General features: G+C 64.1%; 21 protein-coding genes. 3 read left to right on the forward strand and 18 right to left on the reverse strand.

The window, feature by feature from the left end:
* Nucleotides 1-82: 82 nt before the first annotated feature.
* Nucleotides 83-1,537 carry a multicopper oxidase domain-containing protein gene (locus M2427_RS08545; protein WP_280705806.1) on the forward strand — a complete coding sequence of 485 codons (1,455 nt, stop codon included), beginning with the start codon at nt 83-85 and terminating at the stop codon, nt 1,535-1,537.
* Entirely contained in the window at nt 1,537-2,757 is a 1,221-nt protein-coding gene (gene chrA / locus M2427_RS08550; RefSeq protein WP_280705807.1) for a chromate efflux transporter, read from the forward strand. The genes M2427_RS08545 and chrA overlap by 1 nt, the downstream gene beginning before the upstream one ends.
* Before the next feature lie 75 nt (nt 2,758-2,832).
* On the opposite strand, the gene M2427_RS08555 is transcribed toward chrA, so the two are convergent.
* The 6 genes from M2427_RS08555 to M2427_RS08580 all read right to left on the reverse strand — a co-directional run bounded on the left by M2427_RS08555 (nt 2,833) and on the right by M2427_RS08580 (nt 9,206).
* On the reverse strand, nt 2,833-3,804 hold the full coding sequence (locus M2427_RS08555; protein WP_280705808.1) for an ABC transporter substrate-binding protein: 972 nt from the start codon (nt 3,802-3,804) through the stop codon (nt 2,833-2,835).
* On the reverse strand, nt 3,801-4,832 hold the full coding sequence (locus M2427_RS08560) for an oligopeptide/dipeptide ABC transporter ATP-binding protein (RefSeq protein WP_280705809.1): 1,032 nt from the start codon (nt 4,830-4,832) through the stop codon (nt 3,801-3,803). The genes M2427_RS08555 and M2427_RS08560 overlap by 4 nt, the downstream gene beginning before the upstream one ends.
* Entirely contained in the window at nt 4,825-5,805 is a 981-nt protein-coding gene (locus M2427_RS08565; RefSeq protein WP_280705810.1) for an ABC transporter ATP-binding protein, read from the reverse strand. The genes M2427_RS08560 and M2427_RS08565 overlap by 8 nt, the downstream gene beginning before the upstream one ends.
* The gene (locus M2427_RS08570) at nt 5,802-6,623 is read right to left on the reverse strand and encodes an ABC transporter permease (protein WP_280705811.1); all 822 of its coding nucleotides are present in this window, start codon (nt 6,621-6,623) and stop codon (nt 5,802-5,804) included. The genes M2427_RS08565 and M2427_RS08570 overlap by 4 nt, the downstream gene beginning before the upstream one ends.
* Nucleotides 6,620-7,543 (reverse strand): ABC transporter permease, encoded by a 924-nt coding sequence (locus tag M2427_RS08575; protein WP_280706033.1) that lies wholly within the window; start codon nt 7,541-7,543, stop codon nt 6,620-6,622. Before M2427_RS08575 ends, M2427_RS08570 begins: the two co-directional genes overlap by 4 nt.
* A 73-nt stretch (nt 7,544-7,616) precedes the next feature.
* The gene (locus M2427_RS08580) at nt 7,617-9,206 is read right to left on the reverse strand and encodes an ABC transporter substrate-binding protein (protein ID WP_280705812.1); all 1,590 of its coding nucleotides are present in this window, start codon (nt 9,204-9,206) and stop codon (nt 7,617-7,619) included.
* A 281-nt stretch (nt 9,207-9,487) separates the two neighbouring features.
* Between M2427_RS08580 and M2427_RS08585 the strand changes: the two genes are divergently transcribed.
* Nucleotides 9,488-10,372, forward strand: coding sequence for a hypothetical protein (locus tag M2427_RS08585; protein ID WP_280705813.1), 885 nt, complete (start codon nt 9,488-9,490; stop codon nt 10,370-10,372).
* Between the two features lie 36 nt (nt 10,373-10,408).
* On the opposite strand, the gene mtnK is transcribed toward M2427_RS08585, so the two are convergent.
* From mtnK to nuoI, 12 genes are all read right to left on the reverse strand, one after another.
* Complete coding sequence (mtnK, locus tag M2427_RS08590; RefSeq protein ID WP_280705814.1) at nt 10,409-11,689, reverse strand: S-methyl-5-thioribose kinase; 1,281 nt, start codon at nt 11,687-11,689, stop codon at nt 10,409-10,411.
* Nucleotides 11,690-11,774: 85 nt separating this feature from the next.
* Nucleotides 11,775-12,122, reverse strand: a complete 348-nt coding sequence (locus M2427_RS08595; RefSeq protein ID WP_280705815.1) for a hypothetical protein — start codon at nt 12,120-12,122, stop codon at nt 11,775-11,777.
* A gap of 32 nt (nt 12,123-12,154) precedes the next feature.
* Nucleotides 12,155-12,430: a DUF1467 family protein gene (locus M2427_RS08600; protein ID WP_280705816.1), complete on the reverse strand. Its 276-nt coding sequence runs from the start codon at nt 12,428-12,430 to the stop codon at nt 12,155-12,157.
* 8 nt (nt 12,431-12,438) lie between these two features.
* Nucleotides 12,439-12,843 carry a methylmalonyl-CoA epimerase gene (gene mce, locus M2427_RS08605; RefSeq protein WP_280705818.1) on the reverse strand — a complete coding sequence of 135 codons (405 nt, stop codon included), beginning with the start codon at nt 12,841-12,843 and terminating at the stop codon, nt 12,439-12,441.
* 69 nt (nt 12,844-12,912) lie between these two features.
* Nucleotides 12,913-14,583, reverse strand: coding sequence for a ribonuclease J (locus M2427_RS08610; RefSeq protein ID WP_280705819.1), 1,671 nt, complete (start codon nt 14,581-14,583; stop codon nt 12,913-12,915).
* Nucleotides 14,583-15,389 (reverse strand): biotin--[acetyl-CoA-carboxylase] ligase, encoded by an 807-nt coding sequence (locus tag M2427_RS08615; protein WP_280705820.1) that lies wholly within the window; start codon nt 15,387-15,389, stop codon nt 14,583-14,585. The genes M2427_RS08610 and M2427_RS08615 overlap by 1 nt, the downstream gene beginning before the upstream one ends.
* A gap of 1 nt (nt 15,390) precedes the next feature.
* The gene (gene nuoN, locus M2427_RS08620) at nt 15,391-16,827 is read right to left on the reverse strand and encodes an NADH-quinone oxidoreductase subunit NuoN (protein ID WP_280705821.1); all 1,437 of its coding nucleotides are present in this window, start codon (nt 16,825-16,827) and stop codon (nt 15,391-15,393) included.
* Nucleotides 16,828-16,849: 22 nt separating this feature from the next.
* Nucleotides 16,850-18,358, reverse strand: a complete 1,509-nt coding sequence (locus M2427_RS08625; protein WP_280705823.1) for an NADH-quinone oxidoreductase subunit M — start codon at nt 18,356-18,358, stop codon at nt 16,850-16,852.
* Nucleotides 18,359-20,434 carry an NADH-quinone oxidoreductase subunit L gene (nuoL, locus tag M2427_RS08630; protein ID WP_280705824.1) on the reverse strand — a complete coding sequence of 692 codons (2,076 nt, stop codon included), beginning with the start codon at nt 20,432-20,434 and terminating at the stop codon, nt 18,359-18,361.
* Nucleotides 20,435-20,441: 7 nt separating this feature from the next.
* The gene (nuoK, locus tag M2427_RS08635; RefSeq protein ID WP_008547737.1) at nt 20,442-20,750 is read right to left on the reverse strand and encodes an NADH-quinone oxidoreductase subunit NuoK; all 309 of its coding nucleotides are present in this window, start codon (nt 20,748-20,750) and stop codon (nt 20,442-20,444) included.
* Entirely contained in the window at nt 20,747-21,385 is a 639-nt protein-coding gene (locus M2427_RS08640) for an NADH-quinone oxidoreductase subunit J (protein ID WP_280705826.1), read from the reverse strand. The genes nuoK and M2427_RS08640 overlap by 4 nt, the downstream gene beginning before the upstream one ends.
* Before the next feature lie 9 nt (nt 21,386-21,394).
* Nucleotides 21,395-21,883: an NADH-quinone oxidoreductase subunit NuoI gene (gene nuoI / locus M2427_RS08645; protein WP_026232873.1), complete on the reverse strand. Its 489-nt coding sequence runs from the start codon at nt 21,881-21,883 to the stop codon at nt 21,395-21,397.
* Nucleotides 21,884-21,889: the final 6 nt, after the last annotated feature.

Here is a 21,889-nt window from a genome sequence, read left to right on the forward strand (position 1 = left end):
TTCGTTGGAATATCGGTTATCGATATCGGAACCCGATAAAGCCGCCGCGGGCTGGGGCGCAGCCTGGTGGAGGATTCCCGACATGCCGATTGGTCGCCGCTCCCTGCTCGCGGGCGGGGCTCTCATCCCGCTGGTCGGGCTGCAGACCCGCACAACGCCCGCCTTCGCGCAAGGCGACCAGGAGAAGGCCGATTACATCCTGCGGATCGCGACCGGCCTCGCCGAACTCGCTCCGGACCACATCGTGTCAACGACGCTCTACAACGGCCAGTTTCCGGGCCCGCTGCTGCGCTTCAAGGAAGGGCAGCGCGCCATCGTCGACGTCCACAACGACACCGACGTGCCGGAGCTCGTTCACTGGCACGGCCAGACGATCCCGAGCGACGTCGACGGGGCGGCCGAGGAAGGCACGCCTTTCGTCCCGCCGCATGGGATGCGGCGCATCTCTTTCGTGCCGAAACCCGCCGGATTCCGCTTCTACCATACGCACACCATTGCCGGCGGCGACCTCAACCGCGGCACCTACACGGGCCAGGTCGGGCCGGTCTACATCGAGCCGAAGAACGAGCCTGGCGCCTACGATCGCGAGGTGTTTTTGGTTCTGAAAGAGTGCGAACCGTCCTTCAGCCGTGGCGGCGATATGGCGATGGACTTTCTTGCCGGCGAGGAAATCAAGGAGCTGAAAGACCTCGGCAAGAAGTCCGACGACGAGGCCCAGGAGAAGGCGAAGGGCTTCGAGGTCGGCTACGACCTCTTCTCGATCAACGGCAAGATGCTGGGCCACGGCGAGCCCGTCCGCGTCAAGCAGGGCGAACGCGTGCTCTTCCACGTCCTGAACGGCAGCGCCGGCGAGATCCGAAGTCTCGCGCTGCCTGGGCACTCGTTCAGGGTCGTCGCGCTGGACGGCAACCCCGTGCCTGCGCCGAAGGATGTGCCGGTGCTCTGGCTCGGGACGGCCGAGCGCATCTCGGCCATCGTCGAGATGAACCACCCCGGCGTCTGGGTCATGGGCGACCTCGCCGACGACGATCGCAAGCGGGGAATGGGGATTGTCGTCGAGTACGCCGGTGCCAAGGGCAAGCCGCAGTGGGCGAAGCCGAAGCCCTACAAGTGGGACTACACGCTGTTCGGCAAGCCAGGCGCCTCGCCGGCAAAACCGGACGAGACCATGGAAATCATGATCCTCAAGCGCAACGGGGCGCTGAACGGCTTCAATCAGTGGACCCTCAATGGCGAAGCGTTCTCGATGGACACGATGAAGCCGATGTACAAAGTTCAGCAGGGTAGCCGTTACCGCTTGAAATTCCGCAATGCCAGCGACGACATCCATCCGCTGCACCTCCATCGTCACAGCTTCGAACTGGTGCGGGTCGGCGGCAAGCCGACCGCCGGCGTGGTCAAGGACGTTGTCATGCTGGGTGGCTTCCAGGAGATTGAGTTCGACTTCGTCGCCGACAATCCAGGCATGACGCTCTTCCACTGTCATCAGCAACTGCACATGGATTTCGGATTCATGGCCCTGTTCGAGTACGCATAATGGACACTCCCCCCGAAACGACGCCCCTCCCTGCCCACCGCGGCACGCCGCTGGAGGTCCTGCGCATCTTCCTCAAGCTCGGTCTGACCTGCTTCGGCGGTCCGATCGCCCATATCGGCTATTTTCGCGACGAGTTCGTCGTGCGCCGGAAATGGATCGACGAGCACGCCTACGCCGATCTGGTTGGGCTGTGCCAGTTCCTGCCCGGTCCCGCCAGCAGCCAGGTCGGCTTCTCGATCGGGCTGATGCGCGCCGGCTATCTCGGCGCGCTCGCCGCCTGGGCCGGATTTACCTTGCCGTCGGCCGTGATCCTCGTGCTGTTCGCCTATGGCGCCGGCGCACTGGGTGGCCCTCTCGGCGCCGGCCTGCTGCACGGATTGAAGCTCACGGCGGTTGCCATCGTGGCGCAAGCGGTCTGGGGCATGGCGCGCAGCCTCTGCCCCGATCGCGCGCGCGCCTCGATCGCGGTCGTGGCGGCGTTGATCATCCTCTTCAGCACGGCGTCGATCGCCCAGATCGGCGCGATCGTTCTCGGCGGGCTTGCCGGCCTGTGGCTTTGCCGCAGCGATGCGGCGGCGCCGTCCGGGCATGTCGAGATCCCCGTGTCACGCACTGTCGGGCTGATCACGCTCGGGATGTTCGTCATCCTGCTGGCTGGCCTCCCCGCGCTGCGCAGCCTGACCGGGTCCGCTGGTGTCGCCCTGTTCGACGCCTTCTACCGCTCCGGCGCGCTCGTGTTCGGCGGCGGCCATGTCGTGCTCCCGCTCCTGCGTGAGGCTTTCGTCACCCCGGGCTGGTTGACCGACGACGCCTTCCTCGCCGGCTATGGCGCTGCCCAGGCCGTGCCGGGCCCGCTCTTCACCTTCGCGGCCTACCTCGGCACGGTGGTCTCTCCGGAGCCGCATGGAGTGGCCGGTGCGGCGCTTGGCCTCGTCGGCATCTTCCTGCCGGGGATCCTGGTCCTGCTTGGCGCGCTCCCGTTCTGGGACTCGTTCCGGAAGCGCGCCGGCGCCCAGGCCATGATGCGCGGCGTCAACGCGGCGGTGGTCGGCGTGCTGGGCGCAGCGCTCTACAATCCGGTCTGGACCACCACCGTGCATTCGCCGCGGGATTTCGGCATCGCGCTTACCGGCTTCGTCCTGCTGGTGGCCTGGCGCGCCCCGCCGCTGGTCGTCGTCGCCTTCAGCGCGGCCGCTGGAACGGCCATGGCGCTGCTTTGAGGTCGGCAAGCTTCGCTGACAGTCCCGTCGAACCGACGATATCAGCGAACATCAGGAACAGGCGTCATCGTTGCCTCATTCGATCACCAGATCGGCGGTGGCGAGAAGGTTCTGTGGAATTTGAAGCCCCAGGATCGTCGCGGTTCTGCTCCTGATCACGAGTTCGAACGCGGTCGGCTGCAGCACCGGCAGGTTTCCAGGTTTTTCGCCCTTGAGAATGCGGCCGACATAAGTACCGGCTTGACGCCAGGAGTCTGCGAAGCTGGCTCCATAGCTCATCAAGCCGCCGGCTTCCACATAGTCCCGCTCGGGATAGATGGTCGGGATCGCGTGTTGCGCCGCGAGCTTTGTGATGTCTCCGCGCTGCGCGGTAAAGAGCGGACTGCCGGCAACCACGAGCGCATCGACGCGCCCCTCGGTTGCAGCGTCGAACGCTCGGCCGATTTCGGCGGCATCGCGGGCCTCAAAAATCGGTGCGTGCAGGCCGCGTGCCTTTGCCGCGGCGACGTGATCTTCGATTTCGATCGCTGCGCTGGGATTATCCGGTCGGACCAGGAGCGCGATGGCTTTTGCCCCGGGCACCAGTTGTTGCACGAGCTCGAGCCGCTTGGCCCCCAATGCGTGGCTCAAGCGACTGATGCCCGTTACATTTGCTCCGGGCCGATTAAGACTCTGGACAAGGCCCATGGCGACCGGATCACCGGCGCTATAGAACACGATCGGAATGGTCGGCGTTGCGGCCCGTGCAGCCAAGGCTTCGCCGCTACCTGCCGCGAAAATAACCTGCACCCCGCCGCGCACGAATTCAGACAGGGCGGCCCGGCCGGCGTCGCCGTCATTCTTGACCCACTTGTAATCGATGATCACATCGGGGCCTTCGACATAGCCCGTTTCGCGGAGGCCATTCTTGAACGCAGCGACAAATGGCACATAGGCATCGGCCGACCCGAACTTGATAAAACCGACGCTCCGCGGCCGCGCGTGCGCGTTGAACGCCACGAACACCGGTACAATGCCAATGGTCGCGATGAAGTCGCGCCGTTTCATTGAATCTCCTCGTCGGTGCGGGCGAGCAAGGCTGCAATCTCCTCGCTTCGCCAGCACCTCACCGCATGCCCGTCGGGACGCGTCTCCAGCACCGGCCCCGGCTCTCGCCGGCACAAATCGTCCGCATACCGGCATCGCGGGCTGAATGCGCAGCCGTTCGGCGGATTGAGCGGGTTGGGCAGATCGCCGCCTGTCGTTGCCAGGGGGGCATGATGCAAGGGATCGGGAATCGCCGCAATCAGCGCCTGCGTATAGGGATGCGCCGGCCGCTCGAAAATTTCGCGCCAGTCGCCGTTCTCGACGATGCGGCCGAGATACATCACGGCGACCCGGTCGCTCATGTGCTCAACGACGCCGAGGTCGTGGCTGATCATAATGTAGGACAGACCGAGCGTGTCCTTCAGTTCCAGCAGCAGGTTGATGATCTGGGCGCGGATCGAAACGTCGAGCGCCGACACCGGTTCGTCGCAGATGACGATTTTTGGATTGAGGATCAGCGCACGGGCAATGCCGATGCGCTGGCGCTGGCCGCCGGAGAATTCGTGGGGGTAGCGATCGGCCTGTTCGGGGCGCAGGCCCACGTGACGCAGCATGGTGGCGACGCGGTCCTCGATCTCGCTTCTTGCGGTCACGCCGTGGACGCGCAAGGGATCTTCGAGCGTACGGCGCACCGTCTGGCGCGGATTGAGCGAGGCGTAGGGATCCTGAAACACCATCTGCACGATGCGGGCCAGCGCCTTGCGATCGCCGGAAGGCCTGCCCGTGATCACCTGCCCGTCCAGCACGATGCGGCCGCGCGTCGGCGCCAACAGGCCGAGGATCGACAAGGCCACCGTCGATTTTCCGGAGCCGGACTCGCCGACGAGGCCAAGGCACTCCCCGCGCTTCAGCTCGAGATCGACGCCGTCGACGGCACGGAGCAGCCGTTGGCCGCGTCCGAACAGGCCGCCGCCGAGCGGAAAATGCACCGCGAGGTCCTCGACGCTGAGAATGAGATCGTCGTTCGCGCTCCCCTGCGGATTAAGCATGGTGATGACACCTCACCAGGCCGCCGTCCTCCAGAAAATCCGCCGTCGGCACCACGCTTCTGCAAATGTCGGTCGCATTTGCACAGCGCGGATTGAACCTGCAGCCATCAGGGAAATTCGAAATCGCCGGGACGACGCCCGCGATCTCCTTCAGCCGCGTCCTGCCAAGCGCTGCGCGGCTGCCCAGCCGCGGCAGCGAGTCGACCAGGCCTTGGGTGTAGGGATGCGCGGGCGCGCGGAAAATATCGGCCGAGCCTCGCTCCTCGACGATACGGCCGGCATACATCACGGCGACACGGCGGCAGACATTGGCGACGAGGCCAAGATCGTGGCTGATCATCAGGATCGCCGTTCCGCGCTCGGCACAGAGATTGCGCATCAACTCGATGATCTCGGCCTGCACGGTGACGTCGAGCGCGGTGGTCGGCTCGTCCGCAATCAGCAGATCCGGACCGCAGGCCAGCGCAATCGCGATCATCACCCGCTGGCGCATGCCGCCGGAGAGCTGGTGCGGATAGTCGTGGACGCGCCGCTCCGGCGCGGGCACGCGGACATTAGCCAGCGCCTCGACCGCGAGCTGGTTGGCTTCCCGCCAGCTCTTGCCCTTGTGCAGCACGAACATCTCGGCGATCTGCCGGCCCACGGGCGAGACCGGATTGAGCGCCGTCATCGGCTCCTGGAAGATCATGGCGATCCTGTTGCCGCGCAGGTCGCGCTGGGCGGCCGCGGACAAATGCTGGATCTCGCGCCCGTCGAACCTGATGATGCCGGCGCCGATCGACAGCGGCGGCCGCAAAAGGCCGATCAAGGCGAGCGCCGTGATGCTTTTGCCGCAGCCGGATTCGCCGACGAGACCAAACGTCTCGCCACGATCGATCCGGAACGAAATGCTCTCGGCCGCGGCCACGCGCCGCGAGCCGTCGTCCAGATCGATGCGCAAATCCTCGACTTCAACCAGCGGCGCGCCCGTCATGCCCGCCGGCTCCGCGATTGGGGATCGAGAATGTCGCGCAGGCCATCGCCGAGCAAATTGAGCCCGAGCACCGTCAGGAAGATGGCGAGGCCGGGAAAGACCGAGAGCCATGGCGCCGTCGTGATCTGATCGCGGGCGTCCGACAGCATGCTGCCCCAGCTCGGGAATGGCGGACGAACGCCGAGGCCGAGGAACGACAGAGCAGCCTCGGACAGCACCGCACTTCCCATGCCGAGCGTGGCGATGACCACGATCGGCCCCAACATGTTCGGCAGCAGTTGCGTGATCATGATGCGCAGATCGCCATAGCCGAGCACGGTGGCCGCCTGCACATAGCCCTGGCTCCGCAGCGACAGCGCCGAGGCCCGCGCAATCCGGCAGGTATAGGACCAGTTCGTCAGCCCGAGCGCGATCAGGAGGCTGGTCAGGCCCGGCCCAAGCACCGCCATGATGGCGAGCGCGAAGATCAGCGAGGGGATCGCGAGCATGACGTTGGTCAGGGCGTTGACGACATCGTCCCACCAGCCGCCCCAGTAGCCGGCGCTGAGGCCCAATGCCACGCCGATGACGCTGTTGATGAGCTGCGAGATGATGCCGACGGTCAACGAGACACGCGCGCCATAGAGGACGCGGGAATAGATGTCGCGGCCCTGATCGTCGGTGCCGAACCACCAGGTCCAGCCAGGCGGCTCTTCCGCATTCATCAAATTGGCGTCCATGACGGGATCGGTGTGCGCGAGCCAGGGTGCGAGCACGCCGACCAGGATCGCGAGCGCGAACAGCGCGCCGCCGATGATGAGATTGGCGCGAAGCTTCATGCGTATCGGATCCTGGGATCGATCACGCCGTAGAGCACATCGATCAGCAAATTGATCGCGAGAAAGGCCAGCACCACCACGAGAATGGAGCCCTGCACGGCCGGAATGTCACGCTGCAGGACGCTGTCCACCAGCAGCGAGCCGATGCCCGGCCAGGAGAAAAGTTTTTCGACGACAACCGCCTGCCCCATCAGCCCACCGAACTGCAGGCCGACGGTGGTGAGGATGATGACGAGCGCGTTGCGCATCACGTGCCATTTTACCACACGCGTCTCGCTCATGCCCTTGGAGCGCGCAGTGCGGACGAAATCGGCGGTCATGATCTCGAGGACGGCGGCGCGTGTCGTCCGGGCAAACAGCGCCATCGGCGAGACCCCGAGCGTCAAGGCCGGCAGCAGCAGATATTTCAGGCTGCCGTCGCCATAGCCGAAACTCGGCAGCCAGCCGAGCTTCAGGGCAAAGACGTACATGATCACCAATCCGAGCCAGAATTTGGCGATGGAGAGGCCCGTCACCGCAACCACCATCGCCGCTGTGTCGACGAGACCGCCCGGCCGCAACGCGGCGATGAAGCCGAGCGGCACGCCGACCACGACGGAAAACGCCATGGCCGTAAAGATCAATTGCAGCGTCGGCCAGGCCCGCTTGGCGATCATGCTGGTGACGGGCTCGCGGGTCCGAAACGACGTCCCGAAATCGCCGGTCGCGAGCTTGGCGATGTACTTGCCAAAGCGCACAGGGACGGGATCGTTGAGGCCGAGCTGCTGCTTCAGGCGCAGCTCGACCTGGGGATCGACGTCGTCGCTGATGCTCGAGGCGATGCTGCCGGGAACGACGCTGAACAGCACGAAGACCAGCAGCACGACGGCGAGCACGGTCGGAATGGTTTGCAGGAGACGGCGGATCAGGAAGGAGAGCATCGGCACTTTCTTCCCTCCTTCCATCGCTCATAGCGATGAAAGGATGGCGATGGAAGGAGCACGAGAACGCGTGTCACTTTGCGGGCGAGGTCTCGTCGACCCAGAGCTCCTCGGCGTTCTGATGGGTCAGCTCCGTCGGGTTCTTCTGAATCCCGTGGAGCCAGGGCTGCACGGCCATGACGGCCTTGTTGTAGTTGAAGAACCAGACCGGCGCCTCCTCATAGAGCAGCGCATTGGCCTTCTGCAGCAGCTGGGTGCGCTTGGCAGCGTCATCGGCCTGCCCGGCCTCATCCAGGATCTTGTCGAACTCGGCGTTCTTGTAGATCATGTAGTTGCAGGCCGATTGCGGCGTCGAGGAGTGGAAGCACTTCAGCGCAGCCTGAGGATCCGGGCCGGTCTGCTGCGAGTAGATGAAGGCCTGATAGTCGCCGGTGCGAACCACCTCCGACAGCACGGCGGCCTCGACCTGCTTGACTTTCACCTTGATGCCGACCTTGTCCAGCATCGGGATCACGGCCGAGACGATCGGCAGGCCCCAACTCTCGTTCTGGCTGGTGGTCCATTCGAATTCGAAGCCTGAGGGATAGCCGGCATCGACAAGCAGCTGCTTGGCCTTGGCGAGATCATACGGATACGGCTTCAAGGTCTTGTCGTAGGCCGGCGAGGTCAACGGCAGCCAGCTGGTGGCGCGATAGGCCTTGCCCTTGACCAGCTTGCTGATGATCAAATCGGTATCGATCGCGTAGTTGATGGCCTGCCGCACGCGCTTGTCGGCGAACGGCTTGAAATTGGGGTTCATCCCCATATAGCGCGTGAAGACCTCGGCGACGTCGACGATGGTGTCCTTGAGGTTGGGATCAGCCAGATAGGCGACATATTGTGCGGGTCCGAGCACGGAGGTGTCGATCTCCTTGTTGCGGAAGGCGACATCGCGCGCAGCGGCCTCGCCCATGACCGACACGATCATCTTGTCGGCATAGGGCTTGCCGGGCTTGTAGAACTTTTCCCATCGTTCCAGAACGATGCGTGAGCCCGGCACGTGCTCGACGAACTTGAACGGCCCGAGGCCGATCGGATGCTGGATGAAGCTGTCCTTGGCAGCCTCATCCGCCGGATAGATCGAGGTCAGCGCGGTGAAAAAATAGAAGCCGGGATCGACCTTCTCGGTCAGCTTCATCTCGAGGGTGAAATCGTCGATCTTCTTCAGGCCGGAGATCTCCTTGGCCTGCCCCTTCTCGACCGCCGCCGCGCCCTCGATGATGCGGACAAAGCGCGCGCCCGGATAGGCCTTGGTGCCGTCCATGATGCGGTTGAAGGACCAGATGACATCGTCGGCCGTCATCTTGCGGCCGTTGTGGAAATAGGCGTCGTCGCGGAGCTTGAAGGTCTGAACCAGGCCGCCGCCCGAGACGACGACTTCCTTCGCGAGCTCCGGAACCGGCTTTCCTTCCGCAGAGTCCCAGATGTAGAGCGAGCGATGCAGGCCCTTGGCGTAGATCTCGTCCTGGGCACGCTGGGTGGTGTGGATGTCGAGGCTGGTGAAGCTCGAGCCGTAGGGCGCCGTCATACGGATGGTTCCGCCCTTGCGCGGCGTCTGGGCCTCTGCCGGGGCGGCGAGCGCCAGACCCAATGCCGCGACGATCGCAATCTTCCTTAACATCATCTGTCCCCCAACAACGCAGGTATCTTCCGGTCAGAGATTTGATCATTCGTCGCTAGTCGAAAGCAAGCTTCGTTTTGATGGCAATCGATGCCGGTTCCTGAAGCTGCCCCTCGACGGAGACCTTGGGGGGCAGGTTGCGTCTCCCGGTGATGCAAGGCGCCTGATGACGCGGTGCGTCATCAGGCGCCCCGAGCAGTGAACATTTTCCGTGATCGACGCGACCAAGCTCAGGATCGTTATCTGAACCCCGAGAATCGCGAAAAAATGGGATCGCGGAAAAAATGAATCGCCGAACGCTAGGTATTGTGCTCGCCGGCAGTCTGGTCGTCGCAACGGCTGCGATGGCGATCCCCGTCAAGCCGGACCCGACCCGGGGCAGTTTGACCGGCGCCATCCAGGCCGGCTGGTCCCACACCTCGCGGTCAAACGGGGAAGTTGCCGATATCTGGTGGACGGTCACGGGCCCTTGCGCCCCCGACACTCTCGGTGAGCGCCTGCTCTGCGACGCCCTCAGGGTGCTGGTGCGAGCCGGCAGCCAGACCTTTGAGAGCAAAATGTCCGCAGACGTAGGCCTGCCACTCCCCGGCGGCTGGGGCCTAATGACCGCGAACAACTCGCCCTTCATCCGGTCGGCTCACGTCGAGACGCCGCGCGATCTCGAGGCGGTCCTCGACTTCTTTCGCGCCGCACTCGACGACCGTGGCTGGACCGAGAACAATGGCGCAGTAGTCGCGCCCGATCGCGCCGTGATCGGCTACACCACGGCCGACGGACCGGCGTTGCTTCGGCTCGCCCGTCAGGACGGCAAGACAATCGCCGACCTGTCGCTGCGCAAGCGCCCTGTCGCGACGGCAGGGTTCCTGCCAAAACCGGAGCAAGCGCGGCTGATGCTCGGCAACAAGACGGACGACGCGGCAGTCGTCACCGTCAACGAGCGGACCATCAAGCTGGCGGCGCATGCCGGAGCGAACCTGGCGAATTCAGACGACGCGGCCGGCGAATTGCCGGAGAGCCAAACGCTCGATCTGTCGCCGGGCAAGTATAAGGTCACGCTGACAGTGGACGGCAGCACCGCGCGCAGCCGGGAGTTCGAGGTCGCGGCCAACGAGACCTGGGGTCTGCTGGTTGAGACGCATGGCGTCTTGCTGCCGGTGCATCTCTATTAGGATTCTGCGACCGTCTCGCCCGTCATTGCGGCGTCTTCAACCTGACAATTCCGGCGTCCACTCCCGCAGCTTCCGCGCCGCACCCGTGACGTCGGCGATCGTCCGAAATGCCACGGCTTCCACCATCATCCCGCGCGCCAACCGCACCGCACGCGCTTCGCTGATCGCACGCCTGCGCGGGTCCTCGATCAGCTCGAAATCGATGTTGTGGGCGAGACCGAAGATGCGGCGAATTGTCTTCGCTGCGGCGAAGCCGACCGCGTCGGTGAACAGGCGCTGCATGTAGGTCTGCCGTTCGGCCTCGAGGCGCATGGCGCCCTTCTCGCCCGTAAAGAGCGAGACCGGATAGGCATCGCCGCTGGCCTCCGACCGCCAGAGGTCGAGGAATTTTCGCGAAAACTCGTTCCAGACTTGCTCGACTGTCTGCAGCACCCAGCTCTCGAAAACCTGCCGTTCGCCCGGCGCGCGCTCGTGGCCGGCGGAGGCGAAATAGGCCATCAACAGATTGGCCAGCACTGCGCCGACATCAAACCCCATCGGGCCGTAGAAGGCGAATTCCGGATCGATCACCCGCGTCTCCGACGCCGTCACCATGATCGAGCCGGTGTGGAGGTCGCCGTGGAGCAGCGCCTCGGGACTCGCCATGAACTTCAGCTTCAGGCGGGAGATTGCGACATGCAGCTCCATGTCCTCGCGCAAGGACGAGGCGAGACCATCGAGATAAGGCGCGGTCCAGCGGTTCTGCTCGGCGATGCGGTAGGGATCGGTGAAGATCAGGTCCTCGGTGATCTTGCAGAGCGCATGGTTGCCGGCAAAGGCGGCAATGTCCTCCTTCTTCTCGGCGGCCGCGAGCGCAAGGTCGGAAGTGAAGAACAGCGTCCGCGCCATGAACGTCGTGATGTCGTCGACGAAATCAGGATATTGCGCGCCCGCGACCAGGCCCTTGCGCATGATGATGTGGGGCTCGAGCAGTTCCATCACCGTGAGCGCTAGCGTCTCGTTGTGATGCAGCAGCGCCGGCACAAGGCCGGGCGCGAGCTTGGCCTGCCGGGACAGCGCGAGATATTCGTAATGCGCCCGCGACAGCGGCAGCGGCCAGCTCTCGCCGACGAGGCGGACGTAAGGCAGCGCCTGTTTTACGGCGATGCCGCCGCTTGCACCCTTGACGATGAAGACGAGATTGAGATTGCCGTCACCGACCTCGGTGATGGCCCACGTGGCGGGTTCACCGCCGAGCAGCGCCTTGAGGTCCGTCAGGCCTGCGAGATAATCCCGCAAGGCCGCTTCCTGCAGAATCCGGTAATCCCCCTGCCCCATGACGATCCCCTCCCATGTATTTGAGCATGATCTTGCCGGAAAACCGCTTCACACTTTTCCGGATCATGCTGTTCGGGCCGGATCGTTACTCCCGCTCCAGGAAGCTCGAGCCGATCTCGGCCTTTCTTTTGATGGGATCGTAATCACAATAAACGCTGTCCGCCACCAGCGTGTAGCTGGCGCTGACGGTGTATTTGTCAAGCTTGACCGAGTTCAGGCCGATCACCGAGGTGCTCTTGCCGCCGTTCCATTTGAACGGGGTCGAGCTCTTGGCCTGCTCGCAGGCCAGCACGGCTTCGTTGAAGACATAGCCCTCGACGAACGCTTTCAGCGTTCGCACCTGCACGGCCATCTTCCATTCGACATAGCCGATCGCCCCAAGGCCGGCGACGATCAACACCAGCAGCGCGACAACGATCCTCTGAAAAGTCATTTGCTCCCCCGACAACAACGCAACGCAAAGAACTAAAACGGCATTCCCATCAATCGCGACAGCCGCTCAAGCGAGAGATAGCCGGCGTGATAGGCTGCAACACCAAGGCCATAGATGATCGCCGAGATGATCGTGGTCCAGATCAGCTTGCGCTTCATGCCGGTCAGAACGGGTGCGCCGGGGTCGGTGCCGGGCGCGCCGACGCCATCCTCGTGCTGGCTGCGTACGCCGAACGGCAGCGTCAAAAACAGCGCGATCCACCAGATGACGAAGTAGATCGCGAGCGCGGTTGAGAGCTGGACGGCCATAATCCCGACTACGCCTGCTCGATTTCGACCAGCGCGCCGGAAAAGTCCTTCGGATGCAGAAACAGCACCGGCTTGCCGTGGGCGCCGATCTTCGGCACGCCGTCGCCGAGCACGCGCGCGCCCTCCTTCACCAGCGTGTCGCGCGAGGCGATGATATCGACGACCTCGTAGCAGACATGGTGGATGCCGCCGTCGGGATTGCGCTCGACGAATTTGGCGATCGGCGAGGCTTCCCCGAGCGGCTCGATGAACTCGATCTTGGTGTTGGGCAGCGTGGCAAACACGGTGATGACGCCGTGCTCGGGCAGCGGCACGGCTTCCGAGATCTGCGCGCCGAACGCCGCGCCGTAGATCCGCGCGGACTTGACGGCATCCTTGGTCGCGATCGCGACATGGTTGAGGCGACCCAGCATGTTCTTCTCCCTCAGCGCATGATCTGCAAAACCGCGGAGCGACACGCCCGCGGGACCATGCCGACACGATTATACTGTCAGGACGTGGACCAGACAGGGGGGCTTTTTGCCCCAATGTTCGTTGATGACGGCCCGGACGGCGCGCCGCACCGATTCCGCCAGCGCATCCGGATCGCGGCGCCTCGCCTTCGGCAGGCTCTCGATCGTGGACATCACGGCATCGAAGACGATGTCGTCGAGCGGCTCGCCCGCCCGGTTCTTCTCGGGAATGCCGACCAGATCGACCTCGGGCTCGTCGACAAGCTCGCCTTGCGCCGTCATGGCGATTGCGACGAAGGCGCAGCCGGAGAACGCCATGCGGCGGCGCTCGACCACTGCACGGGATTTCGAATCCTCCAGGATGTTGCCGTCCTTGTAGAGCCGGCCCGACGGCACTTCGCCGATGATGCCGGGATCGCCGGGGCCGAGCTTGACGAGGTCGCCGTTGCGAATGACCAGCACCCGCGGCACGCCGGCGGCGCGCGCGAGCTTGGCGTGCTCGTTCAGGTGCAGGGCCTCGCCATGCACGGGGATCAGCAGCTGCGGCTTCACCCACGAGATCATGTCGCGCAGCTCGTCGCGGCGGGGATGGCCTGACACGTGGACCAGATGGTCGCGATCAGTCAGAACCTCGACGCCCTGCAGCACCAGATTGTTGATGATCGAGCCGACGGCCTTCTCGTTGCCCGGAATGGTGCGCGAGGAGAAGATCACGCTGTCGCCGCGATTGAGCGTGATCTCAGGGTGGTCGTCATTGGCAATGCGGGCCAGTGCGGCGCGGGACTCGCCCTGGCTGCCGGTGCAGAGCGCCAGCACCTTGTCCTGCGGCAGATGGCCATAGACCTCGGGCGAGCGGAAATTCTGCACGCCGTCGAGATAACCGGTCTCGCGCGCGACCTGCACCACGCGCTCCATGGCGCGGCCGACCACGACGACCTCGCGATCGGCGGCTTTGGCCGCATCGGCCACGGCCTTGATGCGCGCGACGTTGGAGGCAAAGGTCGTGACCGCGACGCGGCCTTTTGCCGCCTTCACCAGATCAATGATGGTTCGCGCGACCTCGGCTTCCGACGGTGAGCGGCCATCGCGCACGGCGTTGGTGGAATCGCCGATCAAAGCGAGCACGCCTTCCTCGCCGAGCTCGCGCAACCGCTTCTCGTCGGTGGGGCGCCCGAGCGTCGGGGTCGGATCGATCTTCCAGTCGCCAGTGTGCAGCACGATACCGGCGTCGGTATGGATCGCGAGCGCATGCGCTTCAGGAATCGAATGCGCGACCGGGATGAACTCGACATTGAACGGGCCGACATCGATCCGCCCGCCGGACGGGACAACCGTGACCGGGATCTTCGGCGCGTTGCGCTCGGCGGCGCATTTGGCCTCGAACAGCGCCGCGCTGAACGGCGTCGCGTAGATCGGGCATTTCAGCTTCGGCCAGAGGTCGATGATGGCGCCGAAATGATCCTCATGGGCGTGGGTCAGCACCAGGCCCATCAGGTTCTTGCGCTCTTTCTCCAGGAAGGAGATATCAGGCATGATCAAATCGATGCCAGGCAGATGCTCCTCGTCGCCGAAGGAGACGCCGAGATCGACCGCGAGCCAGGCACGCTGCTGGCGGCCGCCGAGGCCGTAGATCGACAGGTTCATGCCGATCTCGCCGACACCGCCCAGCGGCGCAAACACCAGCTCGTCGGGCCTCGCCATCACGCAGCTCCCACCGAACGGACCGGGCCGAAGAACACCTCGCCTGCCGCGATCGGCACAAGCCGCCCCTCCGCGGTGCGGACGATCAGGCAGCCGGTGTCGTCGATCGTGTCAAAAATGCCTTCCAGCACCGTGGCTCCCGTGTGGATCGCGATCGGCTCACCCAGGCGGGCGGCGCGCTCCAGCCACAGCTTGCGGATTTCGGCAAAGCCGCGGCCATTGTCCCAGATGCCGCGGAATTCGACCCAGGCATCTGACAGAGCGGAGAACAGCTCTTCCGCGCTGATCTGGACGCCGAGGGCTGCAAGCGAGATGGCCGGCGTCGGCGTGCCCTCGGGCGCGGCCACGATGTTGGTGCCGATGCCGACGACGATGGCGAGACGATCGCCGACGGCTTCAGCCTCGAGGCCGATGCCGACCAGCTTCTTGCCGTTGGCGAGGACGTCGTTCGGCCATTTCAGGGTGTAGCGCGGCCTGCCCTCACCGAGCCGCAGTGCGGCCTCGAGGCTGACCTTCTCCAGCGCAGCCTCCTCGGCGAGGCCTGCGGCGAAACCGATGGTGGCGGCGACGACAGGCGCGACATCGAGGACTTCGAGGACGCTGGCCGCGAGATTGCCCTTTGGTGCGATCCAGGGGCGCTGGCGGCGGCCGCGGCCGGCGGTCTGATCTGACGTGACGAACCAGATCGGCCCGCGCTCCCCCGCGCGCGCCGCTTCGATCGCATCGGCATTGGTCGAGCCGGTCCGCTCAAGGGCAGCGAGCTTGTAGCCGGCCGCGATCGCGCGAGGACCGAGCGCGAAGCCCATCCTAGAACAACGACTTGGCGGCGGCGGAGGCGACGCTCACCACCGGCCCCGCGAACAGCGCGAACAGCAGGTTGAACAGGCCAAAGACCGCCATCACGGTCTTGACCTCGACCCTGACAGGATCGACCTGGCCGGCCGGTTCATCGAAATACATCGTCTTGACGATGGTGAGATAGTAGTAGGCGCCCACGACGCTGGAGAGCACGCCGATCACGGCGAGCGTGAACAAATTCGCCTTGATGGCGGCGACGAAGACGTACCATTTGGCGAAGAAGCCGGCGAGCGGCGGAATGCCGGCGAGCGAGAACAGCAGCATCGCGAACATGAAGGCGAGCAGCGGGTTGGTGCGCGAGAGGCCGGCGAAATCGCTGATCTGCTCGACGGCCTGGCCGTTGCGCTTCATGGCGAGGATGATCGAGAACGAGCCCAGCGTCATCGCGACATAGATCACGATGTACATCAGCACGCCCTGCGCGCCCTCGACGGTGCCGGAGGCAAGGCCGACCAGGGCAAAGCCCATATGGCCGATCGAGGAATACGCCATCAGGCGCTTGATGTTGCTCTGGCCGATCGCGGCGAATGAACCCAGCACCATCGAGGCGATCGCCACGAACACCAGGATCTGCTGCCACTGCGAGACGATGCCCGGGAACGCGGTGAGCGTGACGCGGGTGAAGACGGCGAGCGCGGCGACCTTCGGCGCGGAGGCGAAGAAAGCGGTGACCGGGGTCGGCGCGCCTTCATAGACGTCAGGCGTCCACATGTGGAACGGCACGGCCGAGACCTTGAAGCAGAGGCCCGCGAGCAGGAACACCAGGCCGAACACCAGGCCGACATTGGAAACCGTCGCAGCCGCGGCGATGCCGGTGAAGCTCACGGTGCCGGTGAAGCCATAGACCAGCGAGGAGCCGTACAGCAGCATGCCCGAGGACAGCGCACCGAGCACAAAGTACTTCAGGCCGGCTTCGGTCGACTTGGCGTTGTCGCGGTTCGAGGCCGCCACGACATAGAGCGCGAGCGACATCAATTCGAGCCCGAGATAGAGCGAGATCAGATCGCCGGCCGAGATCAGCACCATCATGCCGAGCGTCGAGAGCAGCACCAGGATCGGGTATTCGAAGATGCGGCGCGACGGATCGGACAGGAACTCGGTCGACAGGACGAGCGTCACGGCCGAGCCGACCAGCGCCAGGATCTTCATGAAGCGGGCGAAATCGTCGACGATGAAGCTGCCGCCGAAGGTCACCTGCTTGCCTGCCGGCAGCGCGTATTCGAGCACGCCGACAGCGATCAGCAGCAGCACCGCGAGCGTCGTGACCGTGCTCGTGGTGCCCTGCCCGCGATATGCGCCGAGCATCAGAAGCGCCATGGCGCCGATCGCGAGCACGAGCTCGGGCAGCACCGGCGCCAGTTGATAACCTGCAGTCGTAATGCTCATGGCGATATCCTGACCTGCCCGATCACTGGAGCAGTGCGGCGGCCTTCACGGCCGTCACAGCGGTGTTGTAGTTATTGACGAGTTGCTGGACCGAGGCGGCCGACATGTCGAGCACCGGCTTCGGATAGACGCCGAACAGGATCGTCAGCGCGATCAGCGGGAACAGCGTCACGCATTCGCGCAAGGTGAGATCCTTCATGCTCATCAGCGTCGGCTTGACCAGCGCCCCGAACACGACCTTGCGGTAGAGCCACAGAGCGTAAGCCGCCGAGAGGATCACGCCCGTCGTGGCGAAGAACGCGGTCGGGATCGAGACCTTGAAGGTGCCGAGCAGCGTCATGAACTCGCCGACGAAGCCTGATGTGCCGGGCAGACCGACATTGGCCATGGTGAAGACCATGAAGGTGAGCGCGTAAAGCGGCATCCGGTTGACGAGGCCGCCATAGGCCGCGATCTCGCGGGTGTGCAGGCGGTCGTAGACGACGCCGACGCAAAGGAACAGCGCGCCGGAGACGATGCCGTGCGAGATCATCTGGAACACGCCGCCTGCGACGCCCTGCATGGTGCCGGCGAAGATGCCCATGGTGACGAAGCCCATATGCGCGACCGACGAGTACGCGATCAGCTTCTTCATGTCCTCCTGCATCAAGGCCACCAGCGAGGTGTAGATGATGGCAATCGCGGACAGGGTGAAGATCAGCGGCGCGAAGTCATGCGAGGCCAGCGGGAACATCGGCAGCGAGAAGCGCAGGAAGCCGTAGCCGCCCATCTTCAGCAGAATCGCGGCAAGGACCACGGAGCCCGCGGTCGGCGCCTCGACGTGCGCGTCGGGCAACCAGGTGTGCACCGGCCACATCGGCATCTTCACCGCGAAGGAGGCGAAGAAGGCCAGCCACGCCCAGGTCTGCAACGACCGCGGCACGGCGGTGTGCATCAGGGCCGGGATGTCGGTGGTGCCGCCGTTCCAGTACAGCGCCATGATGGCGAGCAGCATCAGGACCGAACCGAGCAGCGTGTAGAGGAAGAACTTGAACGACGCGTAGACCCGGCGCGGGCCGCCCCAGACGCCGATGATCAGGAACATCGGGATCAGGCCGCCCTCGAAGAACAGATAGAACAGCACGAGATCGAGCGCCGAGAAGGTGCCGATCATCAGCGTTTCCAGGATCAGGAACGCCATCATGTATTCGCGGACGCGGTTCGTAATCGCCTTCCAGCTCGCGATAATGCAGAACGGCATGATCGCGGTGGTCAGGATCACCAGCGGCAGCGAGATGCCGTCGACGCCCATGTGATAGGTGATGCCGGTGGCGAGCCAGGCCGACTTCTCGACGAACTGGAAGTCGGCGTTCGCAGGGTCGAAGCGCATGACCAGCAGCACCGACACCGCGAAGGTGATCAGCGTGGTCCACAGCGCGATCCAGCGCGAATTGCGCCTGGCCGCCTCGTCATCGCCACGGCTCAGGTAAACGATCAGGGCGCCGACCAGCGGCAGGAACGTCGTGACCGAAAGGATGGGCCAGGTTGTCATTTACTGGCCTCCAAAGCCGAACATGAACCAGGTGATCAGGCCGGCGGCGCCGATCAGCATGGCGAATGCGTAGTGATAGAGATAGCCGGTCTGGATCTTCACGACGTTGCGAGTGACATCTAGCACGCGCGCCGAGACGCCGTCGGGGCCGAAGCCGTCGATGATGAAGCCGTCGCCCTTCTTCCAGAGCTGGTAGCCGATCCACTTCGCCGGACGGACGAAGATGAGGTCGTAGAGCTCGTCGAAGTACCATTTGTTGAGCAGGAACTTGTAGAGCATCGGCTGCGTGTCCGCGAGCTCGACCGGAAGGTACGGCTTGCGGATGTAGAAGGTGTAGGACACCAGGAAGCCGCCAACCATCATCACGAAGGGCAGCCAGCCCAACAAAGGCGGCATGTGCTCCATATCCTCGAGGATATGCGGATTCATCTTCACGGACTCGCGGAAGAATTCTTCCACGCCATGAGGACTGGCGAAGTACTCCTTGAACGGCAGGCCAGCCGCCAACGAGCCAATTGCCAGAACACCGATCGGGATCAGCATCCAGATCGGGCTCTCGTGCGCGGCCTCATAGTGCTCCTGGTCATGCGGCTCGCCGAAGAAGGTCTTGAACACCAGACGCCAAGAATAGAACGAGGTCAGGCCGGCCGCCACGATCGTGAGCAGATAGGCATAGGTCGAGAACGGATTATGCGAGGCATAGGCGGCTTCGATGATCGCGTCCTTGGAGAAGTATCCGGCAAACAGCGGGAAGCCGGTCAGCGCCAGCGTACCGACGGTCATCACCGCGAACGTGTACGGGATCTTGCGCCACAGGCCGCCCATGTTGCGGATGTCCTGCTCGTGGTGCATCGCGTAGATCACCGAGCCGGAGCCTAGGAACAGCAACGCCTTGAAGAAGGCGTGCGTGAACAGGTGGAACATGCCGACCGAATAGGCCCCCGCTCCCATCGCCACGAACATGTAGCCGAGCTGCGAACAGGTCGAGTAGGCGACGATGCGCTTGATGTCGTTCTGGACGAGGCCGATGGTCGCCGCAAAGAACGCGGTGGTGGCGCCGAAGAACATCACGACGGCCTGCGCGTTCGGGGCGAGTTCGAACAGCGGCGACAGACGCGCCACCATGAACACGCCGGCGGTGACCATGGTCGCGGCGTGGATCAGCGCCGACACAGGGGTCGGACCTTCCATCGCGTCCGGCAACCAGGTGTGCAGCAGGAACTGCGCCGACTTGCCCATCGCGCCCATGAACAGCAGCAGACAGGTCAAGGTCAGCGCGTCGGCATGCCAGCCAAGGAAGTCGATGGTCTTGCCGGTCAGGCCCGGCGCTGCGTGGAAGATGGTCTCGAAATCGGTCGAGTTCGTCAGCATGAAGATCGAGAAAATGCCGAGCGCAAAGCCGAAATCGCCGACGCGGTTGACCACGAAGGCCTTGATGGCGGCCGCGTTCGCCGTGGGTTTCTGGTACCAGAAGCCGATCAAGAGGTAGCTCGCCAGACCGACGCCTTCCCAGCCGAAGAACATCTGCACGAGGTTATCCGCCGTCACCAGCATCAGCATGGCGAAGGTGAACAGCGAGAGATAGCCGAAGAAGCGCGGCCGGTACGGATCCTCGTCCATGTAGCCGATGGAATAGAGGTGCACGAGCGAGGACACGGTGGTCACCACAACAAGCATCACGGCGGTGAGCGTATCAACGCGCAGGGCCCACCAGACCTGGAGGTCGCCGGAGAAGATCCAGGGCAGCAGCTGAATTTGGGCTGCTTCATGATGCATGAAGCCGACATCGACAAGCGTCATCCAGGACAGCGCCGCCGCCACGAACAGCAGCGCGGTGGTGATCAGCTCGGCGCCGCGCGAGCCCGCGGCCGCCGGCTCGACCGGGCCGTGGCCGTGATCGTCATGGGCGTGATCGTCGTGACCATGGGCGTCCGAGGCATGCGCATCGCCGTGACCGTGATCGCCGTGATGCTCGACCTCGTCGCCCGAGGGGTTGCGGCCATGCGCGCCGACGAGCGCGATCAGGCCGGCCAGAATGGCGCCCAGCAGCGGCAGAAAGACAATTGCCTGGACCATAGCCGGGTTAACCCTTCATCAGATTGACGTCCTCAACCGCGATCGAGCCGCGGTTGCGGAAATAGACCACCAGGATAGCGAGACCGATCGCGGCTTCAGCGGCCGCAACGGTCAACACCAGCAGCGCGAAGACCTGACCGACGATGTCGCCGAGGAAGGTCGAGAATGCCACCAGGTTGATGTTGACCGAGAGCAGGATCAGCTCGATCGACATCAGGATGACGATGATGTTCTTGCGGTTCAGGAAGATGCCGAGGATCCCGAGCGTGAACAGGATCGCGCCGACCGCCAGGTAATGTCCGAGCCCGATCGTCATTTCACCCACTCCGCAGCATCCGCATCCGAAAGCCCCTGCCCCGGCGCCACCTTGCGCATCGCCATCGCCATGTCGGGCGTACGCGCGTTCTGAACGTTGATGTCCTGCCGCTTCACGCTCGCCTTGTGGCGCAGCGTCAGCACGATGGCGCCGATCATGGCAACCAGCAGCACCATGCCCGAGAGCTGGAAGTAGTGGATGTACTTCGTATAGAGCACCAGACCCAACGCCTCGGTGTTCGACACGTTGGCCGGGATCGGCGCCGTGATGGTCTTGCTGACGCCGGGGTTGATGACCCAGGCGCCGACCGTCAAAAGCAGCTCGAACAGGAAGATGCCGCCGATCACGACACCCACCGGCAGGTACTGGATAAAGCCTTCCCGCAGCTCGACGAAGTCGACATCGAGCATCATGATGACGAACAGGAACAGCACCGCGACCGCGCCGACATAGACGACGATCAGCATCATGCCGAGGAATTCGGCGCCCATCAGCACGAACAGGCCGGAGGCGTTGACGAAGGCCAGGATCAGGTACAGCACGGAGTGAACGGGATTGCGCGAGACAATCACCATCACCGCCGAGGCGACGCAGACGCCGGCGAAGAGATAGAAGAACAGCGCGGGAAGGATCATGTTCTCATCTCACCGGTAAGGCGCGTCGAGCTCGATCGCTTTGGCGATCTCGCGTTCCCAGCGGTCGCCGTTGGCGAGCAGCTTGGCCTTGTCATAGAACAGTTCCTCGCGGGTCTCGGTCGCGAACTCGAAGTTCGGACCTTCGACGATGGCATCGACCGGACAGGCTTCCTGGCATAGGCCGCAATAGATGCACTTCACCATGTCGATGTCGTAGCGCACGGTGCGGCGGGTGCCGTCGTTGCGGCGCGGGCCGGCCTCGATGGTGATGGCCTGGGCCGGGCACACCGCTTCGCACAGCTTGCAGGCGATGCAGCGCTCTTCGCCGTTGGGATAGCGGCGCAGCGCATGCTCACCGCGAAAGCGCGGCGAGATCGGGCCCTTCTCGAACGGGTAGTTCAGCGTCGGCTTCGGCTGGAAGAAATAGCGCATGGCGAGGAAGAACGCCGAGACGAATTCCGACAGCAGGAGCGAGCGTGCAGTGGCGTTGATGTTGATACCCAT

Origin of the sequence: Bradyrhizobium sp. BR13661 (assembly GCF_029892425.1) — a bacterium.
Classification (GTDB): Bacteria; Pseudomonadota; Alphaproteobacteria; order Rhizobiales; family Xanthobacteraceae; genus Bradyrhizobium.

What these genes read in the sequence shown, in the direction of transcription:
- M2427_RS08610 (WP_280705819.1), bottom strand. Translation starts at nt 14,583, where the DNA reads ATGGCGAGGCCCGACGAGCTGGTGTTTGCGCCGCTGGGCGGTGTCGGC.
- M2427_RS08580 (WP_280705812.1), bottom strand. Translation starts at nt 9,206, where the DNA reads ATGATGTTAAGGAAGATTGCGATCGTCGCGGCATTGGGTCTGGCGCTC.
- M2427_RS08600 (WP_280705816.1), bottom strand. Translation starts at nt 12,430, where the DNA reads ATGGCCGTCCAGCTCTCAACCGCGCTCGCGATCTACTTCGTCATCTGG.
- M2427_RS08575 (WP_280706033.1), bottom strand. Translation starts at nt 7,543, where the DNA reads ATGCTCTCCTTCCTGATCCGCCGTCTCCTGCAAACCATTCCGACCGTG.
- mtnK (WP_280705814.1), bottom strand. Translation starts at nt 11,689, where the DNA reads ATGGGGCAGGGGGATTACCGGATTCTGCAGGAAGCGGCCTTGCGGGAT.
- nuoL (WP_280705824.1), bottom strand. Translation starts at nt 20,434, where the DNA reads ATGGTCCAGGCAATTGTCTTTCTGCCGCTGCTGGGCGCCATTCTGGCC.
- M2427_RS08545 (WP_280705806.1), top strand. Translation starts at nt 83, where the DNA reads ATGCCGATTGGTCGCCGCTCCCTGCTCGCGGGCGGGGCTCTCATCCCG.
- nuoK (WP_008547737.1), bottom strand. Translation starts at nt 20,750, where the DNA reads ATGACGATCGGGCTCGGACATTACCTGGCGGTCGGCGCGATCCTGTTC.
- M2427_RS08555 (WP_280705808.1), bottom strand. Translation starts at nt 3,804, where the DNA reads ATGAAACGGCGCGACTTCATCGCGACCATTGGCATTGTACCGGTGTTC.
- M2427_RS08585 (WP_280705813.1), top strand. Translation starts at nt 9,488, where the DNA reads ATGAATCGCCGAACGCTAGGTATTGTGCTCGCCGGCAGTCTGGTCGTC.
- chrA (WP_280705807.1), top strand. Translation starts at nt 1,537, where the DNA reads ATGGACACTCCCCCCGAAACGACGCCCCTCCCTGCCCACCGCGGCACG.
- M2427_RS08625 (WP_280705823.1), bottom strand. Translation starts at nt 18,358, where the DNA reads ATGACAACCTGGCCCATCCTTTCGGTCACGACGTTCCTGCCGCTGGTC.
- M2427_RS08570 (WP_280705811.1), bottom strand. Translation starts at nt 6,623, where the DNA reads ATGAAGCTTCGCGCCAATCTCATCATCGGCGGCGCGCTGTTCGCGCTC.
- M2427_RS08565 (WP_280705810.1), bottom strand. Translation starts at nt 5,805, where the DNA reads ATGACGGGCGCGCCGCTGGTTGAAGTCGAGGATTTGCGCATCGATCTG.
- nuoN (WP_280705821.1), bottom strand. Translation starts at nt 16,827, where the DNA reads ATGAGCATTACGACTGCAGGTTATCAACTGGCGCCGGTGCTGCCCGAG.
- M2427_RS08640 (WP_280705826.1), bottom strand. Translation starts at nt 21,385, where the DNA reads ATGATCCTTCCCGCGCTGTTCTTCTATCTCTTCGCCGGCGTCTGCGTC.
- M2427_RS08615 (WP_280705820.1), bottom strand. Translation starts at nt 15,389, where the DNA reads ATGGGCTTCGCGCTCGGTCCTCGCGCGATCGCGGCCGGCTACAAGCTC.
- M2427_RS08560 (WP_280705809.1), bottom strand. Translation starts at nt 4,832, where the DNA reads ATGCTTAATCCGCAGGGGAGCGCGAACGACGATCTCATTCTCAGCGTC.
- M2427_RS08595 (WP_280705815.1), bottom strand. Translation starts at nt 12,122, where the DNA reads ATGACTTTTCAGAGGATCGTTGTCGCGCTGCTGGTGTTGATCGTCGCC.
- mce (WP_280705818.1), bottom strand. Translation starts at nt 12,843, where the DNA reads ATGCTGGGTCGCCTCAACCATGTCGCGATCGCGACCAAGGATGCCGTC.